15 protein-coding genes are annotated in these 18,845 nt (G+C 56.7%); 8 read left to right on the top strand and 7 right to left on the bottom strand.

All coding sequences use genetic code 11. The annotated features are described in order from the left end of the window. Position 1 precedes the first annotated feature (1 nt). From RE428_RS04790 to RE428_RS04780, 3 genes are read right to left on the bottom strand one after another with little or no spacing between them, the layout of a single operon-like run. Entirely contained in the window at positions 2 to 613 is a 612-nt protein-coding gene (locus tag RE428_RS04790) for a type IV pilus inner membrane component PilO (protein WP_004580837.1), read from the bottom strand. After that, on the bottom strand, positions 610 to 1,176 hold the full coding sequence (locus RE428_RS04785; RefSeq protein WP_004580836.1) for a PilN domain-containing protein: 567 nt from the start codon (positions 1,174 to 1,176) through the stop codon (positions 610 to 612). Before RE428_RS04785 ends, RE428_RS04790 begins: the two co-directional genes overlap by 4 nt. Beyond that, positions 1,176 to 2,243, bottom strand: coding sequence for a pilus assembly protein PilM (locus tag RE428_RS04780; protein ID WP_004580835.1), 1,068 nt, complete (start codon positions 2,241 to 2,243; stop codon positions 1,176 to 1,178). Before RE428_RS04780 ends, RE428_RS04785 begins: the two co-directional genes overlap by 1 nt. Positions 2,244 to 2,438: 195 nt before the next feature. Here RE428_RS04780 and RE428_RS04775 point away from each other — a divergent pair, with 195 nt between their 5' ends. Continuing rightward, entirely contained in the window at positions 2,439 to 4,907 is a 2,469-nt protein-coding gene (locus RE428_RS04775; protein ID WP_004580834.1) for a penicillin-binding protein 1A, read from the top strand. A gap of 77 nt (positions 4,908 to 4,984) precedes the next feature. Here RE428_RS04775 and RE428_RS04770 read toward each other — a convergent pair whose 3' ends face one another. Next, positions 4,985 to 6,250 (bottom strand): malic enzyme-like NAD(P)-binding protein, encoded by a 1,266-nt coding sequence (locus RE428_RS04770; RefSeq protein WP_004580833.1) that lies wholly within the window; start codon positions 6,248 to 6,250, stop codon positions 4,985 to 4,987. A 323-nt stretch (positions 6,251 to 6,573) separates the two neighbouring features. After that, the gene (gene rpmE / locus RE428_RS04765; RefSeq protein ID WP_004580832.1) at positions 6,574 to 6,792 is read right to left on the bottom strand and encodes a 50S ribosomal protein L31; all 219 of its coding nucleotides are present in this window, start codon (positions 6,790 to 6,792) and stop codon (positions 6,574 to 6,576) included. 195 nt (positions 6,793 to 6,987) lie between these two features. Between rpmE and RE428_RS04760 the strand changes: the two genes are divergently transcribed. The 7 genes from RE428_RS04760 (at position 6,988) to RE428_RS04730 (ending at position 15,167) form a co-directional block, all read left to right on the top strand. Then, positions 6,988 to 9,153, top strand: coding sequence for a primosomal protein N' (locus tag RE428_RS04760; protein ID WP_004580831.1), 2,166 nt, complete (start codon positions 6,988 to 6,990; stop codon positions 9,151 to 9,153). A 186-nt stretch (positions 9,154 to 9,339) separates the two neighbouring features. Further along, positions 9,340 to 10,158, top strand: coding sequence for a hypothetical protein (locus tag RE428_RS04755; protein WP_004580830.1), 819 nt, complete (start codon positions 9,340 to 9,342; stop codon positions 10,156 to 10,158). A gap of 129 nt (positions 10,159 to 10,287) precedes the next feature. Continuing rightward, on the top strand, positions 10,288 to 11,973 hold the full coding sequence (gene argS, locus RE428_RS04750; protein ID WP_004580829.1) for an arginine--tRNA ligase: 1,686 nt from the start codon (positions 10,288 to 10,290) through the stop codon (positions 11,971 to 11,973). Positions 11,974 to 12,009: 36 nt separating this feature from the next. Continuing rightward, positions 12,010 to 12,636, top strand: coding sequence for an SPOR domain-containing protein (locus RE428_RS04745; protein WP_040882489.1), 627 nt, complete (start codon positions 12,010 to 12,012; stop codon positions 12,634 to 12,636). A 201-nt stretch (positions 12,637 to 12,837) separates the two neighbouring features. Continuing rightward, positions 12,838 to 13,368 (top strand): ATP-dependent protease subunit HslV, encoded by a 531-nt coding sequence (gene hslV / locus RE428_RS04740; protein WP_004580827.1) that lies wholly within the window; start codon positions 12,838 to 12,840, stop codon positions 13,366 to 13,368. Between the two features lie 11 nt (positions 13,369 to 13,379). Continuing rightward, complete coding sequence (gene hslU / locus RE428_RS04735; protein WP_004580826.1) at positions 13,380 to 14,708, top strand: ATP-dependent protease ATPase subunit HslU; 1,329 nt, start codon at positions 13,380 to 13,382, stop codon at positions 14,706 to 14,708. 66 nt (positions 14,709 to 14,774) lie between these two features. Further along, entirely contained in the window at positions 14,775 to 15,167 is a 393-nt protein-coding gene (locus RE428_RS04730; protein WP_004580825.1) for a gamma-butyrobetaine hydroxylase family protein, read from the top strand. A gap of 9 nt (positions 15,168 to 15,176) precedes the next feature. On the opposite strand, the gene RE428_RS04725 is transcribed toward RE428_RS04730, so the two are convergent. Beyond that, positions 15,177 to 16,412: a patatin-like phospholipase family protein gene (locus tag RE428_RS04725; RefSeq protein ID WP_004580824.1), complete on the bottom strand. Its 1,236-nt coding sequence runs from the start codon at positions 16,410 to 16,412 to the stop codon at positions 15,177 to 15,179. 134 nt (positions 16,413 to 16,546) lie between these two features. Further along, entirely contained in the window at positions 16,547 to 18,841 is a 2,295-nt protein-coding gene (gene ptsP / locus RE428_RS04720; RefSeq protein WP_004580823.1) for a phosphoenolpyruvate--protein phosphotransferase, read from the bottom strand. Positions 18,842 to 18,845 lie beyond the last annotated feature (4 nt).

The following is an 18,845-nucleotide window of genomic DNA, read 5'->3' as shown; positions in this document are numbered from 1 at the left end:
CTTACTCCCCAGCCCGGTAGCGGTAGGTGCGCGCCAGAACTTGCATATCCAGCATTTCCCTTTCACCGCCTGTTGGTTTAATCGTGAAATCGTGCAGCGTTACGATACGCGGCAGCCCGGCAATACTGCTTACGAAAGATGCAAGCTCATGGTAGGTGCCTCGTACGCGAATATTGATAGGCAACTCAATATAGAAGTCGCGGGTCTGCTCAGGCTGCAAGGTAATCTCCTGCAGTTCCAGACCGTTGCCGAGAGCCGTATTGGTAATGTCTTCGAGAAGACCCGGAACTTCAGTATCACTGGGCAACTGCTTGACGAGCGCGCCGAAGGTTTCCTCCATTTCCGCCATTTGGTTCTTGAAGGTCTGGAGGTTCGCTACTTTGTAGGCTTTTTGCTCGTACTGCTGTTTCAGCTCAACTTCTCGCTGCTCGACACGCTCAAGCTGTGAATATTGATCTTTTATGAAGAACCAATAAGCACCGCCCAGGATCAGGCCAAAGACGATCAACGCGACGATGATTTTGATAGGCATTGGCCAAATGCCCGCGTTGTTGACATCCAGATCGTTAATGTCGAATTCGTTCAAACTTTTCAGGGAGTCTGAAAGGCTCATTTTTCTTCCTCCCCTTCTGTTTCGGGCGCCTTCTGATTCACGGAAAGATTGAATGCGCTATAGCCTGCCCGACGCTCATCTGCTGCAGACACGTTGGTCAAATTCGGATTCGCGAACCACTCGGATTGGTCGAACTGACGCATCAGACTGGAGATTCGACTGTTGGACTCGGCCATACCGGTAATAGAGATCTTTTCCGCTTCTTTCTTAAGGTCGGTATAGAAGAGCCCATCAGGGAGCGTTCTAACCATTTCGTCAAATACCCTTACGATCACCGGACGCTTGCCCTGCAGATCCTGGATAACCTGCATGCGCGAGATCAACTCATCCCGCTTGCGCCGCAGATCCTCGATCTCCTTGATCTGGGAATCGAGTTCCTTAGTTGCATTTTCTATATAGGCGTTGCGGGATTCCTGATAATCGATACGGTTATCCAGATTTGTTTTCCACAGGAAGCCAAGGCCAGCCGCAATAACAACGGCCCCCAGCAACATGGCAACGAATTGCTGCTGTTTCTCGGCCCGTAGCTCCTCGCGCCAGGGTCTGAGGTTAATCTTTGCCATCAGTCGAAACTCCTCATCGCCAGACCACAGGCAATCATCAGTGACGGCGCATCGTTACTCAGGGCAGACGCATTGACGCGGGAACCCACCGCCATATCCGCAAAGGGATTCGCGACCAGCGTTGTCGTGCCCGTCTTTTCTTCCACCATTTCGGTCAGACCGATAATGGAAGCCGTGCCGCCGGCAAGCACGACGTAGTCGACTGCGTTGTACTGACTCGCGCCGAAGAAGAACTGCAGCGCACGAGCGACCTGTTGAACGACTGCCTCACGGAAAGGTGCCAGCACCTCTATTTCGTAGTCGTCCGGCAAGCCACCCTGTTTCTTTGCAAGACCGGCCTCTTCCAGGGACAGGCCATAGCGACGCTGGATTTCTTCGGTCAACTGCTTGCCACCGAAAATCTGCTCTCGGGTATAGACCGTCTTGCCGTCGGCAAGCACACTCAGGGTCGTCATGGTCGCACCGATATCTACGATGGCCACGACCAACTCTTCGCCCTGCGCATCCAACTGCGGTTCGATCAACTCGTAGGCGCGCTCAAGGGCGTAGGCTTCGACATCGACGACCTTGGCGGACAGATTGGCAATGGAAAGAGCGTCCTCCCGGATGTCGACGTTCTCTTTCCGGCACGCAGCCAGAAGGACATCGACCTGATCGGGATTGGTTTCCGAAGGCCCCTGGACCTCGAAGTCGATGGCGACTTCATCAAGGGGATAAGGAATGTACTGATCGGCCTCCAGCGCGATCTGGTCTTCCATTTCAAATTCGTTGAGGCCACTGCTCATCTGGATCAGCTTGGTAATAACCGCCGACCCCGAAACAGCAACCGCAGCCTGTTTTACGCTAGTGCGAGCCTTGCCCGACACCTTTTTTAGCGCATCACCGACCGCTTCAACATCCGTGATATTTTTTTCGACTACAGCATTGGCGGGCAGCGGCTCTACCGCATAACTTTCCACCTTATACCGCTCGCCACTCAGCCTGGAAAGTTCCAGCAGCTTGACCGAGCTTGAACTGATGTCGATGCCCAGAACGGTACTGGACTTTTTACCGAACAATCCGAACACGCGCTCACCCTATACCTGGTTAAATGCACCCGGTTACGTATTTTTTATTTAAGAGAATTTGTTCTGCTTTGCGTCTACAATGCCAATTCTTTCATTGGAAGGAAGGCATCCAAGCATCAGAAGATGCGTTAAACTCTTAAAGCATTTTCTTAAATAATAGTCTTATACCTAACAGTTGTCAGAAAAATGTCCCGAATGATCCGCTTTACTCGCATAACGGCATGGCTTTTCCTGGTGGGAATCTCACTCGGCGCCATTGTGCTTTCAAGTTTCTATCTCTACCTACGGCCTGGTTTGCCTGCTGTCGAGCAACTCGTCGACATGCGGCTCCAGACACCGCTTCGGGTCTATTCCAGCGACAACAGATTAATAGCAGAATTCGGTGAAAAGAGAAGGGCTCCGATCACAATCGAACAGATCCCAACACTTCAGTTACATGCCTTCCTGGCCGCTGAAGACGCGCGATTCTACGAGCACAACGGGGTCGACATCAAAGGCCTGGTGCGGGCTGCAGTCGAACTGGTATCGACCGGTTCAATCCGTTCCGGGGGTAGTACGATCACTATGCAGGTTGCAAAAAATTACTTTTTGACACGTGATCGTACGTTTATCCGCAAGTTCAATGAGATACTGCTAGCCTTTCAGATCGAGCGTGAACTTCCCAAGGATCAGATACTGGAACTGTATCTGAACAAGATATATCTTGGGAATCGCGCTTACGGCATCGAAGCTGCGGCCCAGGTCTACTACGGCAAACCCGTCAAAGAACTCGAACTCGCCCAGATGGCCATGTTGGCAGGCCTACCCAAAGCTCCCTCAGCATATAACCCGTTGGCGGACCCGGAACGCGCGCTGATCCGGCGCAACTGGATCCTCCAGCGCATGAACGAGCTGGGCTATATCTCCAATACGGCTTACGAGCTGGCCTCGGGGGCACCGGTCACCGCCAGGTATCATGGCGCGGAAACCGAACTGAATGCGGATTACGTGGCCGAGATAGCGCGAGGCGAGATGGTCCGGCGCTTCGGCGACGAGGCCTACACCGACGGCTATAAGGTGTACCTGACCGTCGACAGTGAAAAGCAGAAGGCGGCCAACAAAGCCATGAAAAATGGCTTGCAGGCCTACGACCAACGCCACGGGTACCGCGGTCCGATTGGCCAACTGGAAAAGGACACTCTGGAATCCGGCGACCTGGCCGAATCGCTAAGCAGCTTCTCCACGTACCCCCCTCTACGGCCCGCCGTTGTGACTTCGCTCAGCAACGACAAGGCAGAGGTCTATACCCAGGAATTTGGCATGACGGAGATGCCGCTCGAAACCATGGCCTGGGCCCGAAGCTACCAGAACCCGGATCGACGCGGCCCTGCACCCAATAAGCCCTCCGATGTTCTGGCGATTGGTGATGTCGTCTACGTGGAAGTCATCAACGAGCCGAAAGCAGAAGTAACCGGAGCCAGTGAGAACGAACCCAACGAAGAGGCCCATGAAGCAGCGACTCAAGACAAGGTGAAGGTTGCGCTGTCACAGCTTCCCGAGGTCCAGGGCGCCCTTATTTCCCTGGATGCCCAGAACGGCGGAATGCTAGCGCTCTCAGGCGGCTATAGCTTCCAACAATCCAAGTACAACCGGGCCACTCAAGCCCGGCGTCAACCGGGCTCCAACTTCAAACCCTTCCTCTACCTGGCGGCACTGGAAAAAGGTCGAACCCCGGCGACGTTGATCAACGACGCGCCCATCGTGTTCGACGACGCCAGCCTGGAAACTATCTGGCGCCCGGAAAACTCCAGCGGACAGTTCTATGGCCCAACACGTCTGCGAGAAGCCCTCTACCGCTCCCGTAACCTCGTGTCCATACGCTTGCTACGCTCGATCGGTATCGACTACACCATCGATTATCTCAACCAACTGAAGATCGACACATCACAGATACAAAAAGACCTTTCACTGGCACTGGGCAGCGGCCAGCTCACGCCCATGGAAGTAGCGCGCGGCTTTGCCGTTATTGCCAACGGCGGCTATGACGTAAAACCGTATCTGATTGACCGCATTGAGGACAGCCGCGGCAATATCGTCTATGCCGCGCCAAGTGTCATCCATTGCGACGAAAACTGCGCCGAGATTGCCCAGCAGACGCCGACGCCAGACGTTGGCTTCCCGGCCATACAGGTTGCACCGCGCCTGGCCGACGAGCGGGCAATCTACATCCTGCACTCAATGCTGCGCGATGTAATCGAGCGCGGAACAGGTCGTCGCGCCCTCGCCCTCAACCGCCAGGACGTGGGCGGCAAGACCGGCACCACTAACGAACAACGTGATGCCTGGTTCTCGGGGTTCAACTACTCAATGGCCACGACGGTCTGGGTCGGGTTCGATCAACCTAGCCCGATGGGCCGCGGCGAATATGGCGCCGTAGCCGCCCTTCCCATCTGGCTGGATTATATGGAGGTCGCCCTGGCTGGCCAGCCGCCATCGGTTATGCCGCGTCCCAATGGCATTGTTACTGTCAAGATCGATCCGGAAACAGGGGAACGAGCAGCGCCCGGCAACACCAATGCGGTCTTTGAACTGTTCCGGGAGGAAAATGTACCAGCACAGCAGACGTCGGACGCCATACAGAGTGGCGAAGATGGAGGCACCATGCTCCCCCAGGAGCTGTTCTAGAAAATCCAGCCGTCCCGTTTTCGAGGCACAAAAAAACCCGCCAGCTCAGAGCTGGCGGGTTTTTTATTCCCTGCAGATTACTTGATATCGTCCAGGGACTTCAGCGGGTAGTGTGCCGGATAGGCATGACGTGCAACACCGGAATCCACCGCTGCCTTGGCCACTGCCGCCGGCACGAACTCCAACAGGCGCACATCCATCGGCTTTGGAATAATGTAGTTCTTGCCGAACTCAAAACTCTCTACACCGTATGCTTCGCAGATTTCCTTGGGCACCGGCTCTTTGGCCAATTTCTGGATGGCATGTACGGCAGCAACCTTCATTTCTTCATTGATGGCTGTCGCACGGACATCGAGCGCTCCGCGGAAGATGAACGGGAACCCAAGCACGTTGTTAACCTGGTTCGGGTAGTCGGAGCGACCTGTCGCCATGATCAGGTCGTCACGAGCCGCCAGCGCCACTTCCGGGCTGATTTCCGGATCCGGGTTCGAGCATGCAAACACGATCGGATTTGGCGCCATTTTCTTGAGCTGCTCGCCGCTGAGCAGATCTGGACCTGACAAGCCCAGGAAGACGTCTGCGCCGTCGATGGCGTCATCAAGCGTTCGCTTATCGGTCTCGTTGGCAAACATGGCCTTGTACTGATTCAGATCGTCGCGACCGGCATGGATAACCCCTTTCCGATCGAGCATATAGATGTTTTCCGACTTGATGCCACAACTGATCAGCAGCTTCATACAGGCGATCGCCGCAGCACCGGCACCCAGGCATACCACCTTGGCGTCTTCCGGCGACTTGCCCTGGAGCTCAAGCGCATTGAGCATACCCGCTGCAGTCACGATGGCTGTACCATGCTGGTCATCGTGAAAAATGGGGATGTTGCATTGTTCCTTTAAAGCACGCTCGATCTCAAAGCATTCCGGCGCCTTGATATCCTCAAGATTGATACCACCAAAGGTATCGGCAATACGCGCTACGGTTTCAATAAACGCCTGGGGACTTTCAGAATTGACTTCGATGTCGAATACATCGATGCCAGCAAAACGCTTGAACAGTACGCCCTTGCCTTCCATTACCGGTTTGCTGGCCAGCGGGCCCAGATTACCCAGACCGAGAATGGCAGAACCATCGGAAATTACAGCCACCAGATTTCCTTTGGCGGTGTACTTGTATGCGTTCTCGGGGTCTTTTGCGATCTCGCGGACCGGTTCCGCTACACCCGGGCTGTAAGCCAGGGACAGATCACGGGAGGTCTGGGTCGGCTTGGTGATTTCAACGCTCAGCTTCCCGGGGCGCGGATTGGCGTGATAATCGAGGGCCGCTGCTTTCAGATCTTGAGACATTGCCACTGTTCCGTTTGTCACGTTAATAGGGTGGAGATTCGTTGTTCCGGCCGGAGACCCACCATCCTGTTACCCGGATGATTTGAGAGGACGTCCGTGCGTCGCTGCACAGCCTCCGACACTGCTCTCACTTTATTAGCCCGCCAAGGCTGACGGGAGCGCGACATTATGGCGTGACTACCCTGCTCAAACAAGGGCGACTGCGCAAATACTGATCAGCTTTAACACCAAATTAAGACGACTTTGCCAGAAACAGAAAAGGCGCCTTTCGGCGCCTTTTCTGTTCTTCATACCGGTCAGTGCGATCGGCCTGGCATTGCGTGTCAGCCGCCTTTCTTGATCCGGCCACCGAAACGCTTCTGGAAACGATCGATACGACCCGCCGTGTCCATCACCTTCTGCTTACCCGTATAGAACGGGTGGCACTGGGAGCAGACGTCGATCTGCATATCGTGACCGACGGTGGAGCGGGTCTGGATGACGTTACCGCAGCTGCAGGTCGCGGTAATGTCGACATACTTGGGATGGATACCTTCTTTCATGAGGAACACCTCTCTGGCCATGCCGCCACCTGATCCTATGCCAGGCACCGCATATTTGGTTCACTCCGACGCATAAAAAATAGCCAGCGCCGGAAACAGGGCGGCAATCATAGCAGAATCCGCTTGAATCGCAATAGATGAGGGACTCGTGGTGTTCCCCTATACTGCGCCTTTATTTCCATCTGTGGAGACCCTGTGATCCAGACGGCACGTATTGCGCTGTCACGCCCCTTGCGCCGGCTCTTCGACTATCAGGTACCGGTAGGCATGCGCCTAACTCCAGGTCAACGGGTGCGAGTACCCTTCGGCCGGCAATCGCTGGTAGGTCTCGTCGTCGAAACTGGCGTAGAACCACCTGCCGGCATCAAGTTGCGGCCGATTAGCCAAGTATTGGAAGACTGGCCTGTCCTCCCGCCTGAAACCCGGCAGCTCATGCAGTGGGCTGCAGCCTATTACCAGCACCCCTTGGGCGAATGCCTATTCATGAGTCTCCCGCCAGCCTTGCGGCGTGGGCGGCCCGCAACCGCCAATAACGATCTTTTCTGGCACGCGTTAGAGGAGGCGACCCCCGAAGCACTTCCTGCCCAGGCTCATCGGCAAAAAGCATTGCTTACGTGGCTGAGATCCCAGCCCACTCCATGTAGCCAAAGTACCATCCAGGCCGCTGGATTTACGCCGGACCAGATTCGCAACCTGAAAAAGCGCAATCTCATCGAGGAAACAGAACCGCAGCCTCCGCTGGCTCAAGCCTGTGAAAAACTGCCCTCGTTGACGCACGCTCAAGAGCGGGCATTCGGCGAAATTCCTAGACCCGAGCTGGGCTTCAGCGCCACCCTTTTATATGGGATCACTGGCAGCGGCAAGACCGAGATCTACCTCCATTATCTCCAGAGGTATCTGAAACAGGAGCAACAGGCGCTCGTACTGGTCCCGGAAATCAACCTTACCCCCCAGACCGTGCGCCGGTTCAACCGTTATTTCGGCGACCGGATCTGCATGTGGCACTCAGCCCTGAACGACGGTGAGCGCCTGAAGACATGGCTCAGGATTCGAAATGGCGAACCGGTCATTGTTATCGGCACGCGGTCCTCGGTAACCCTGCCCTTCCTGTCCCTGGGCGCAATCATCGTCGATGAGGAACACGACACCTCCTTTAAGCAAGGGGAAGGCTTTCGCTACTCGGCCCGAGACCTGGCCGTATACCGCGGACACCTGAACCGATGTCCGGTTTTGCTGGGCTCCGCCACGCCATCGATCGAGTCCTACCAGAACGCAACAACGGGCAAATACCGACTGGTCAAACTGGAAGAGCGCGTTGGCGAGGCCCGCCCCCCGACCTTGAGATTACTGGATATCCGTAGCCGCCCCCTGGAAGGCGGCCTGTCCCCGAAAGCCATACAGGCAATTCGAGAGCGTATCGAGCGCAAGGAGCAGGTGCTGGTTTTCGTCAACCGCCGCGGCTTCGCGCCTGTCATGATGTGCTTCGACTGCGGTCACATCAGCGAATGCCCCCGCTGCGATTCGCGCCTGACCTACCACCGCAAAGACCGCGCGTTACGCTGCCACCACTGCGATTATCAAACCGCGGCGCCTGAAACCTGCCCGGCATGCGCCAGCGACGCCTACAGCCCGGTCGGCCAGGGCACCGAGCGCACCGAGGACATCTTACAGGCTAGCTTTCCGGAGACCCCCATCATTCGGGTCGATCGCGACAGTACGCGAAACCGCGGTAGCATCGACCGAATCCTTCAACAGGTTAATAGTGGGGAATCTTGTATCCTTGTCGGCACCCAAATGCTCGCCAAGGGCCATGACTTCCCCAATGTCTCACTGGTGGTCGTGGTCAACGCTGACGGAGGGTTGTTCAGTGTTGATTTCAGGGCGCCGGAGCAACTAATCCAAACGCTTCTGCAAGTCAGTGGCCGCGCAGGGCGAGGCCGGATCCCCGGCACCGTCCTAATCCAAACCTGCCACAGTGAACACTCCCTCCTGAACCAATTGTGTACAGGTAACTATCTAGCCATGGCGGAGCACATTCTTGCGGAGCGCGCCGCCCTTCAACTGCCTCCCTATCGAGCCATGGCGCTACTTCGTGCCGAAGCAACCACAATGGAAGAGAGTCTTGCATTTCTGGACGGCGCAAAAGGTCAGCTGACAGGCAGCGATTTGGAAATCTGGGGCCCCTTACCAGCAGTCATTGCCCGCCGCGCCGAGCGTCACCGAGCGCAGCTTGTATTGATCAGTAACCAGAAAGGCCCCTTGCAACGACAGCTCCAGACGCTTTGCCACCACCTCGAAGAACAAAAAAAACCGTCTTCACTGAAGTGGCAAATCGACGTAGACCCTCTGGAAACCGGATGAGAACGGTTACAAAGTTTTGCATAAATCGTACCGTTCTAGATTAGCGATTTTTCATGTTGTGCTATGATCTGAGCACGATAAACCCTTGCTTTATGCGAAATGGTTCAGTGCGAGTCTCGTGTGAGAAATTCCGACAGAGATCGTAAAGGCTTGCATAACTAGAATGGGAACAGGGAGCAAACAAAGATGTTAGGGAAGTTGCTTGCGAGTATATCCACTATTTTTCTCTCCTTTATCTTAGCTGCTTGCGGCGGAGACGGAGATGACTCAAGCTCGCTATCCGGCCTCAATCCTGAGAACGTGAACGCGGGTGAAAATCCCGAGGATGAGGACACAACTGAAACACTGCCCCCCATTCTTCCCGGCTACTATTACTCCGAGGTATCCGTAAACAACGTATTAGAATATAGCGGCGCTACCATCATTGATTCCGAGGGGAATTTCGCAACATACATCCCAGAGACGGACGGAACTTTTGGCACACTGCAGGGTAGTTCTGACAACCAATTCATAGGAAGCGGTGTCAACTTTACCTATACGACCAACTGGGAGCGGAATTCAGGCACTATCACGGGCAGCGCCACTAATAATACGACTGCAACTCTTTTTCTGGACGCAAGCCAAACCGACTATCAATCTGTAACCACAATTTCACGACCCGCAGGCTATAGTGACAGTGGGGCCACCCTATCTGATATATCGGGGATATATCTTATGCAGGAAGCTGGGTTGCTCACTAAAGAGTTCACCATACAAGATGACGGTAGCATTGAAGGCAGTGACGAATCTGGCTGTCGGTTTGACGGCACAGCGTCGGTTCCCGATCAATCGGTAAGTGTCATTCGTGTCGCCTTCATCGCTTCCAACTGCGGCGACACAGCGCTTGGAACAGCGGGACAACGAAATGGCGACTACAGTGGCTTAGGCATACTTATGGAAGGGGGCCGGCTTCTTATATTTGGCCATAACGATACTGTGGTAACTTACTTCAATGGCCAAAAATAGTCCACCTTAAAGCCATACCTTTCACCGCGCTTTTGATTAACAAGCTTCTTTCCGCAATAATACCCGGTCCCCGATAACGGGGGCCGCGGCCCCTATCAATGCTCCGATCCGACTGAGTCATCTGCCAGCATGAAAGACACGGTAAACCAGCTACTTGAAGCCGCTGTTGCGGCGCTCCAGGCTGATGGCGTTCTGCCGTCTGACCAGACGTTCACACCCAATGTGGACAACACCCGCGACAAGGCCCACGGCGACTTTGCCACGAACATTGCCCTGGCCACCGCAAAAGTAGCCGGAAAACCGCCGCGACAACTGGCCGAGACCATTATCGACAAGCTGCCAGCGAGCGATGCCGTCGCCAAGGTCGAAATTGCCGGGCCGGGCTTTATCAATTTCTTCATGAGCGATGCCAGCAGCTTCGATATCGTCCGCACGATTATCGAATCGGGCGAAGAGTTTGGTCGCAATGATTCAGGCAAGGGCAAATCGGTACAGATCGAGTTTGTATCCGCAAACCCGACCGGGCCGCTCCACGTGGGTCACGGCCGGGGTGCGGCCATTGGCGACTGCCTGGCGCGTCTGCTGGAAGCCAATGGCTACCGCGTGACCCGCGAGTTCTACTACAACGATGCCGGGGCACAGATCGATAATCTGGCACTTTCAGTTCAGGCCAGGGCCAAGGGTATGACTCCTGAAGACGCCGCCTGGCCGGCCGATGGTTATCGCGGCGACTACATCGTCGACGTTGCCAACGCCTACCTGGCCAATGAAACCGTTACAGCAGATGATCGCGAAGTGACGGCGAAGGGTGATGCCGAGGATCTGGACGCTATCAAAGCATTCGCCGTTGCCTACCTGCGGCGCGAACAGGACCTGGACCTGAAAGCGTTCGGCGTCGAATTCGATGTTTATTTCCTGGAGTCCTCGCTCTACAGCGATGGTAAGGTTGAAGCAGCTGTCCATAAGCTCAAGGACAACGGCTACACCTACGAAAAAGACAACGCCCTCTGGCTGCGCACGACCGAATTCGGCGACGACAAGGACCGGGTTATGCGCAAATCTGACGGCGGCTATACCTACTTCCTGCCGGATGTGGCCTACCATCTGGATAAATGGCAGCGCGGTTTTACTACCGTGATCAACGAGCAAGGCGCAGACCACCACTCAACGGTCACCCGGGTCAGGGCCGGGTTACAGGCTTTGAATACCGGCATACCGGAGGGTTGGCCTGACTACGTTCTCCACCAGATGGTACTGGTTACCCGCTCCGGTGTTGAAGTTAAACTCTCCAAGCGCGCTGGTAGCTATGTCACCTTGCGCGATCTTATCGACGAGGTTGGGCGGGACGCCACCCGCTTCTTCCTGGCGGCTCGCCGGGTCGACTCCCAGTTGACCTTCGATATCGATCTGGCCCGCTCACAGACCAATGAAAACCCGGTCTACTATGTGCAGTATGCGCATGCGCGGATTTGCAGCATGCTTCGCAAGCTGAATGACCTGGGCGTTGCGATCGCCCCGCAGGATTTCGCGAACAAGCTGGACGGCCTGGAACTGGAAGAAGAGCGGGATCTGGCAAACCGACTGGCCCAATACCCTGAGCTGATTACCAATGCCGCCACCCAACGTGAACCGCACCACATTACACATTATCTGCGCGACCTGGCGGGCCAGTTCCACACCTACTACAACGCCCACAAGGTCTTGGTGGACGACGTCGATACCCGTGACGCACGCGTGGCCCTGTGCCTGGCGGTCAAGCAGGTCCTGGTCAACGGGCTGGAGCTGATCGGCGTCAGTGCCCCGGAAGAAATGTGAACAACGACAAGCTGTTTGAGCGCGAGGCCCAAGTCGATGTCCCGTGATTACGCCAAGAAGCCCAGGAATGACCGGTCGGCAGCCACGTCCCGGACCGTTAGCAAAAACAGGCCTCGCCCAGGTGCGCGCAGCAACGGCGCCCCAAAACGGCAGGCTGGAGGCCTGTCACTGCGCTGGATACTGTCGTTGGCGATGGTGGGCGGCTTTATTGGCTTCATCGCCTACCTGAACTCCTTGCCCACGCCCGAGGAGCAGCATGCGGCGGCTCCCAAGCCGGCGCCATCCAAACCGAGCCCAGCACCGGCAGAAAAGAAAAAGGAACAGCAACAGTCCTTCCAGTTCTACGACATGCTGCCCGAATCAGAGGTCGTTCCGCCGAAGGTTAAGGAATACGACCCCGGTCCGACAGCGGCTGAGCGGCAATACCGCTACCTCGTCCAGACCGGCTCGTTCAAGGGACACGCTGACGCCGAACGCCAGCGAGCCCAGATAGCCTTCCAGGGGCTCCGGGCAAACATCGAGAAAGTCACCCTGGACAGCGGCACCACCTGGTACCGCGTCAATGTGGGTCCATTCGATTCCCGCAGCAAAATGAACAGCGCGGTGGACAAACTGGTAGGCATCAACATCCAGCCCCTCGTACGTAAAGTGCCAAAAGGCTAGGGAATCAACACCAGACTGATCTAGAGCCACGTAATACGGCCCGTTCCGACAAGCGCTTGGGCGGGCCATCCCCTCCTCCCTACACCAAGCCACCTTTATTGCAGTTATTTCACTGACCCTGTCCATCTTGCTCCCTTGAAATCCACGGCTCCACTGCCATATCTAGATCTTTGAAACGCTCACCCTGCAACTGGAGCACGCATGACAACGATTCTCTCAGTCCGGCGCGACGACACAGTCGCCATGGGCGGCGATGGCCAGGTCTCCCTCGGCAATACAGTAATGAAAGGCAATGCCCGTAAGGTGCGCCGCCTATACAACAACAAGGTACTGGCCGGGTTTGCCGGTGGCACAGCCGACGCGTTTACATTGTTCGAAAGGTTCGAAGCCCAGCTGGAAAAACACCAGGGCAACCTCACCCGAGCGGCCGTGGAACTGGCAAAAGACTGGAGAACCGATCGCGCGCTTCGACGGCTGGAGGCACTGTTGGCGGTGGCTGACCACACCGCTTCCCTCATCATTACGGGTAATGGTGACGTTATCGAACCCGAGGATAGCCTGATCGCCATTGGCAGCGGCGGCCCCTTCGCGCAAGCTGCTTCTCGTGCCTTACTTGAGAATACAGATCTGAAAGCGGATGTGATTGTCGAGAAAGGTCTCGATATTGCCGCGGACATCTGCATTTACACGAACCACAACCGCACCCTGGAAGTGCTCTCTGCCAACGAGTGATCGGAGCCCCCATGTCTGGAATGACCCCTCGCGAAATCGTTCACGAGCTGAATAAACATATCGTCGGCCAGGAAGAAGCCAAGCGTGCCGTAGCTATTGCCCTGCGTAACCGCTGGCGCCGCATGCAGCTTGAAGCGGGCCTGCGGGACGAGATTACCCCGAAGAACATCCTGATGATCGGCCCCACCGGCGTTGGTAAGACAGAGATCGCCCGCCGCCTCGCCAAATTGGCCGATGCCCCATTCCTGAAAGTCGAGGCGACCAAGTTCACGGAAGTGGGCTACGTAGGCCGAGACGTAGAGTCCATTATTCGTGACTTGGCGGATATGGCAGTCAAGATGTTGCGCGAAAAGGAAATCAAGCGTAATGAGCACCGCGCAGCGGACGCCGCAGAGGAGCGTATCCTCGATGCTCTGCTACCGCCGGCCCGCAGCTTCCAGGAAGACAGCCAGCCCAGAGAAGATTCATCCACCCGTCAACTGTTTCGCAAGAAACTGCGCGAAGGTCAGTTGGACGACAAGGAAATCGAGATCGAGCTCAGCAACAGCGGAGCCGGTGTAGAGATTATGGCGCCTCCAGGAATGGAGGAAATGACCAGCCAGCTGCAGAACATGTTTTCCAACCTTTCCCGCGACAAGAAGAAGACCCGTAAGATGAAGGTCGCCGATGCGCTCGCGAGCGTTCGTGAGGAAGAAGCGGCCAAGCTGGTCAACGAAGAGGAAATCAAGCAGAAAGCCATCCAGACGGTCGAACAAAACGGGATTGTCTTCGTCGATGAGATCGACAAGGTTGCCAAGCGCTCGGAAACCGGATCGGCAGATGTGTCCCGGGAGGGTGTCCAGCGCGACCTGTTGCCGCTGATCGAAGGCAGTACGGTAAGCACCAAGTTCGGCATGATTCGCACCGATCACATCCTGTTTATTGCCTCCGGGGCTTTCCACCTGTCCAAGCCTTCGGACCTGATCCCGGAGCTGCAGGGCCGGTTGCCGATCCGTGTCGAACTCCAGGCACTGACGCCGGAAGACTTCAAGCGCATACTGACTGAACCCGATGCATCGCTGGTCAGACAGTACGAAGCGTTGATGGATACCGAAGGGTTGACGCTGAAGTTCACCGATGACGCGATAGAACGAATTGCCCAGGTATCCTGGAAGGTGAACGAGACCACCGAAAACATTGGCGCCCGGCGTCTGCACACCGTGCTGGAACGCTTACTTGAAAGCGTGTCCTTCGATGCGGGCGATGCAGTATCCGGTGATTTCGAAGTGACCGCGGCTTATGTCGACGAGAAACTCGGCGACCTGTCCGAAGACGAAGACCTGAGCCGTTACATTCTCTGATCCGCCAGTAGAGGTGGCGTGTCCCTTCACGCCACCGTTCTCCAACGCTTTACGAGAGCCCAATCCATGAGTGAGACCTCGGATATACCCAGCGACATTCGCATTCGTCGCCAGAGCCGGGTCCTACATCTGACCTATGCAAGCGGGGACACCCTCGAGCTGCCCTTCGAACTACTCAGAGTCTACTCGCCCTCGGCGGAAGTGCGTGGCCATGGTATGGGCCCGGGCACGTTGCAGACAGGAAAGCGCGAGGTGCTGGTTACCGGCGCGGAGGCGGTCGGTAACTATGCATTGAAATTGCACTTCAGCGATGGCCATGACTCCGGCCTGTTTACCTGGAGCTACCTACAGGATCTTGGCAGGAACCAGGAACAATACTGGCAGGATTATTTGGCAAGACTGGAGAAGGAAGGCGGGAGTCGGGAGTCGGGAGGCCAGCAGCTTCTATCCAGCCCCTGAAGGAAAGCTCTAGAGGGCTTTCTGCAGGATATCCGTGACATTATCCAGGCCCGACCGCACCCGGGCGCGCTTTGCCCTGCCCTTGGCAACGTAGAGAGGCAGCATTTCCCCATAGAGACTGGTACTGATCGTACGCTGGTCATCCTCCAGCCGGTCGCGGCGTAGTCGGATGCCATAAGGCGCCAGGGTCGATTCCAGCATATCCGCCCGCGCCAGCAGATCCCGTCGCGTCATCTGATAAGCGTGCTCACACACCATCCTGCGCGACTGGAAACTGAATACATTGGAGAAAAACAGCTTGGCATCGTCCCGCGTCGGTTCGAACAGCAGGATATCCTTGTCTGGATAATCCCGAGCATACTGGGCGATCCCCGACTGCATACGCGAGTAGACCATGGTCCGGAACGTTTGGGCGAGGACGTTAGGCATGCCCGAATTGGTCAACGCACCGGGTTTCATAGACCCCGCGCGAACGGCAGCGCTGGCGTCAATCGGGACCTGAGGATTAACTGCAAGCACCAAGTCAGCGCCATCCTCGAAAGCGACCGAGGCGTGCAGCCCCTTTCGCAAGGTGCCGTCCACGTAGAAGCGTCCATCCACATCCACCGGTACATAGAGGCCCGGCGACGCTGTACTCGCCTGGATCGCCCGGGAGATAGGCACATGGTCATACCCAGGTGCGCCGAAACAGACGGCTTCTGTGCTCTCCACATCGGCAGCAATGATATAGAGGCTGCGACGTAGCTGCCGGAAATCATTGGTCCTGCCCAGCATGGAGAAGGCACGCTCAAGGTAGTCGTGCAGCCCTTCGTTATCGAACAGGCCGGAGGGCGCCGCCTGCGCCAGGATCGTCAGGGCCTCGAGAAAGCTCTGGTCATAGGGATTACTGACGAAGCGACCGACGGCATTGGCGAGCAGCCCGGGCACCGCCATCAGGCGCCGGCCGATCTCGCGGAATGCTGGCCGATAGAACACCTCCGGATGAAACGGGTGAACTTCGGCCTCGTTCTTAACGAAAATTCGGCAAAGTTGCGCCGTGGTCATCTGGTTGGCGAGGTTAGCGGCGACAAAAGACCCGGCATTGACTCCCACGTACACATTGAGGTCGTTGAAGTCGATACCATCCAGCGCCTCGTCCAACGCCCGCAGGGCACCGATCTCGTATATACCCCCCAGGGGGCCACCACCGCCGAGCGCGAGACCAATACGAGGTTTTTCTTTCAGGTCTGTCTTGTTCGCCGCCATTCGCTACCCTGCTGGTTGGAATGAATTCTTATGGCTAGTTTGACTTCTGAACGACGTTATCAGGACACTCTAGAATAAACACCCTAGGCGAATAGATACCTCACGAAGATAAACACTTGTGGGCATTACGCCGCTCATATCGAGGCGGATTCCGAGGGTGAGCGGTTCGGCCGGAGGTAGCGCCCGAAGCCTGCATTACGCAGGGCGAGGTCGATGCAACTCTTGATTACATGAGGCGAATCCAGATCGAGCACATCCCCCAACAGTTTCCGGGCCCAGGCCGAATCGATACTGCGGATCACCGACTTTACCTTCGGCAAGCTGGCCGCGTTCATCGACAGGGCGTCGTAACCCATGGCCATCAGCAGCACCGCCCCACCGGGGTCCCCTGCCAGTTCCCCGCATATGCTTACCGGCGTGCCCGCGTCATGGGCGTCCAGCGCAATCTTACGCAAGGCCTGGAGCACGGCCGGGTGGAACGAGTGATAGAGAGAGGCCACACGTGGGTTATTGCGATCAACTGCCAGCAGGTATTGGGTCAGATCATTGGAGCCCACCGACAGGAAATCGACCCGACTGGAGAGCTCCCTGATCTGATAGACGGCGGCCGGGATCTCGATCATCACGCCGACCTGCGGCATCTGGATCTGGTAGCCCTCCTCCCGGACCTCATGATAGACGCGGTAGATCAGGTGGAGTGACTCCTCCACCTCGGAGACGTTGCTGATCATCGGCAGCATAATGCGCAGGTTATCCAGACCCTCGCTGGCCTTGAGCATGGCACGAACCTGAACCAGGAAGATCTCGGGATGGTCCAGCGTTACCCGGATGCCGCGCCAGCCGAGGAACGGGTTTTCCTCGCTGATCGGGAAATAGGTCAGCGCCTTGTCGCCCCCGATATCAAGGGTCCGCATGGTAACCGCATTGGGTGCGAAGGCCTCAAGTTGCTCGCGGTAGTACTCGCGCTGCTCCTGCTCCGAAGGGAAACGCTCGTTGATCATGAAGGGCACTTCGGTGCGGTAGAGACCAATCCCCTCGGCGCCGTGGCTGAGAGAACGCACCACATCCGTCATCAGGCCGGTATTTACCAGCAGTGACACCCGTGTGCCGTCGGTGGTGACACAAGGTTTGTCGCGCAGCTCTTCCAGACCGCGAAACAGCGCCGCCTCCTCGTCACAGATCTCCTGATAGAACGAGCGTAGGTCCGCCGACGGCGATGCGTAGATCTGACCCTCGAAACCGTCGACGATCAGGTCGCGTCCGTCGAGCTGATTGACGGGCATATCAATCATACCCATCACCGTCGGTACGCCCATCGCACGCGCCAGGATGGCTACATGGGAGTTGCTCGAACCACGCACGGAAACGAGACCCACCAACTGGCCACGCGGAACCTCCCCCAACATGGCGGGCGTCAGCTCGTCACTGACCAGTACGGTTTTTTCAGGGTAGCTGACGGTCTGCTGGTCACCCTCCTGCAGATGCGCCAACAGTCGCCGGCCCAGGTCCCGGATATCGACCGCGCGCTCACGCAGGTAGAGATCGCCCATCATCTCGAAGTGACGCACATACTGCTGGACCACCTGTTTCAGCGCCCCCTGGGCCCACTGTCCGTCGGCGATACGACTCATCACCTCGCCGGGCAGGGCGTTGTCGTCCAGCATTCGCAGGTAGACCTCGAACAGCGCCTGCTCTTCCGGCCGTAGCTGAGGTGCAAGGCGTTCAGCGACCAGTTGGATATCCTCCCGCACAGCGCTGACGGCCTGTAGGAAGGTTTCCTTCTCCGCTTCAGGGTCATCTACCGCCTTGTCGGGCACAGCGTCGAGATCAGCGGGCGGATAGACCACCACACCCTTGCCAATAGCGACGCCCGGCGCGCCAGCCACGCCCTTGAAACTGATGTCATGGGCCTGCTCACCGGTGAGCGAAAGTCCGCTGATCGCACCCGTAGCCTCACTATGGGCAATGACCCCCGCGAGTTGCGCCGAGATGGTCACGAGGAAGGCTTCCTCACCCTCATCGAAACAGCGCGAGCTCTCGCGCTGCTGGACAACCAGAACGCCGAGCACACGACGATGGTGAATAATGGGAACGCCCAGGAAGGAACGGAAACGTTCCTCACCGGTTTCGGGAAAATAGCGATAGCGGGGATGGGCCGTCGCATCTTCCAGGTTGATCGGCTCCTCCCGGGAGCCCACCAGACCAATCAACCCCTCCGAAGGTGACATGCTGACCCGTCCGACGGCCTTCTTGTAGAGACCCTCGGTCGCCATGAGGATATAGCGATTGGTATCCGGATCAAGCAGATAGACCGAGCACACTTCGGTATTCATGGCACGCTGTACGCGGGAGACGATGATTTCCAGAGCATCCTGAAGGTCCCGGGCACCATTGACTTCCTGAACGATACTTCTCAGCGTGCTCAACATAGGC

It is taken from the genome of Marinobacter nanhaiticus D15-8W (assembly GCF_036511935.1).
GTDB lineage: Bacteria > Pseudomonadota > Gammaproteobacteria > Pseudomonadales > Oleiphilaceae > Marinobacter_A > Marinobacter_A nanhaiticus.
The sequence above is the reverse complement of the archived record's forward strand: the minus strand, read 5'-3'. Positions and strand labels throughout refer to the sequence as shown.

What these genes read in the sequence shown, in the direction of transcription:
- RE428_RS04790 (WP_004580837.1), bottom strand. Translation starts at nt 613, where the DNA reads ATGAGCCTTTCAGACTCCCTGAAAAGTTTGAACGAATTCGACATTAAC.
- RE428_RS04785 (WP_004580836.1), bottom strand. Translation starts at nt 1,176, where the DNA reads ATGGCAAAGATTAACCTCAGACCCTGGCGCGAGGAGCTACGGGCCGAG.
- RE428_RS04775 (WP_004580834.1), top strand. Translation starts at nt 2,439, where the DNA reads ATGATCCGCTTTACTCGCATAACGGCATGGCTTTTCCTGGTGGGAATC.
- RE428_RS04770 (WP_004580833.1), bottom strand. Translation starts at nt 6,250, where the DNA reads ATGTCTCAAGATCTGAAAGCAGCGGCCCTCGATTATCACGCCAATCCG.
- rpmE (WP_004580832.1), bottom strand. Translation starts at nt 6,792, where the DNA reads ATGAAAGAAGGTATCCATCCCAAGTATGTCGACATTACCGCGACCTGC.
- RE428_RS04755 (WP_004580830.1), top strand. Translation starts at nt 9,340, where the DNA reads ATGTTAGGGAAGTTGCTTGCGAGTATATCCACTATTTTTCTCTCCTTT.
- argS (WP_004580829.1), top strand. Translation starts at nt 10,288, where the DNA reads ATGAAAGACACGGTAAACCAGCTACTTGAAGCCGCTGTTGCGGCGCTC.
- RE428_RS04745 (WP_040882489.1), top strand. Translation starts at nt 12,010, where the DNA reads ATGTCCCGTGATTACGCCAAGAAGCCCAGGAATGACCGGTCGGCAGCC.
- hslV (WP_004580827.1), top strand. Translation starts at nt 12,838, where the DNA reads ATGACAACGATTCTCTCAGTCCGGCGCGACGACACAGTCGCCATGGGC.
- hslU (WP_004580826.1), top strand. Translation starts at nt 13,380, where the DNA reads ATGTCTGGAATGACCCCTCGCGAAATCGTTCACGAGCTGAATAAACAT.
- RE428_RS04730 (WP_004580825.1), top strand. Translation starts at nt 14,775, where the DNA reads ATGAGTGAGACCTCGGATATACCCAGCGACATTCGCATTCGTCGCCAG.
- RE428_RS04725 (WP_004580824.1), bottom strand. Translation starts at nt 16,412, where the DNA reads ATGGCGGCGAACAAGACAGACCTGAAAGAAAAACCTCGTATTGGTCTC.
- ptsP (WP_004580823.1), bottom strand. Translation starts at nt 18,841, where the DNA reads ATGTTGAGCACGCTGAGAAGTATCGTTCAGGAAGTCAATGGTGCCCGG.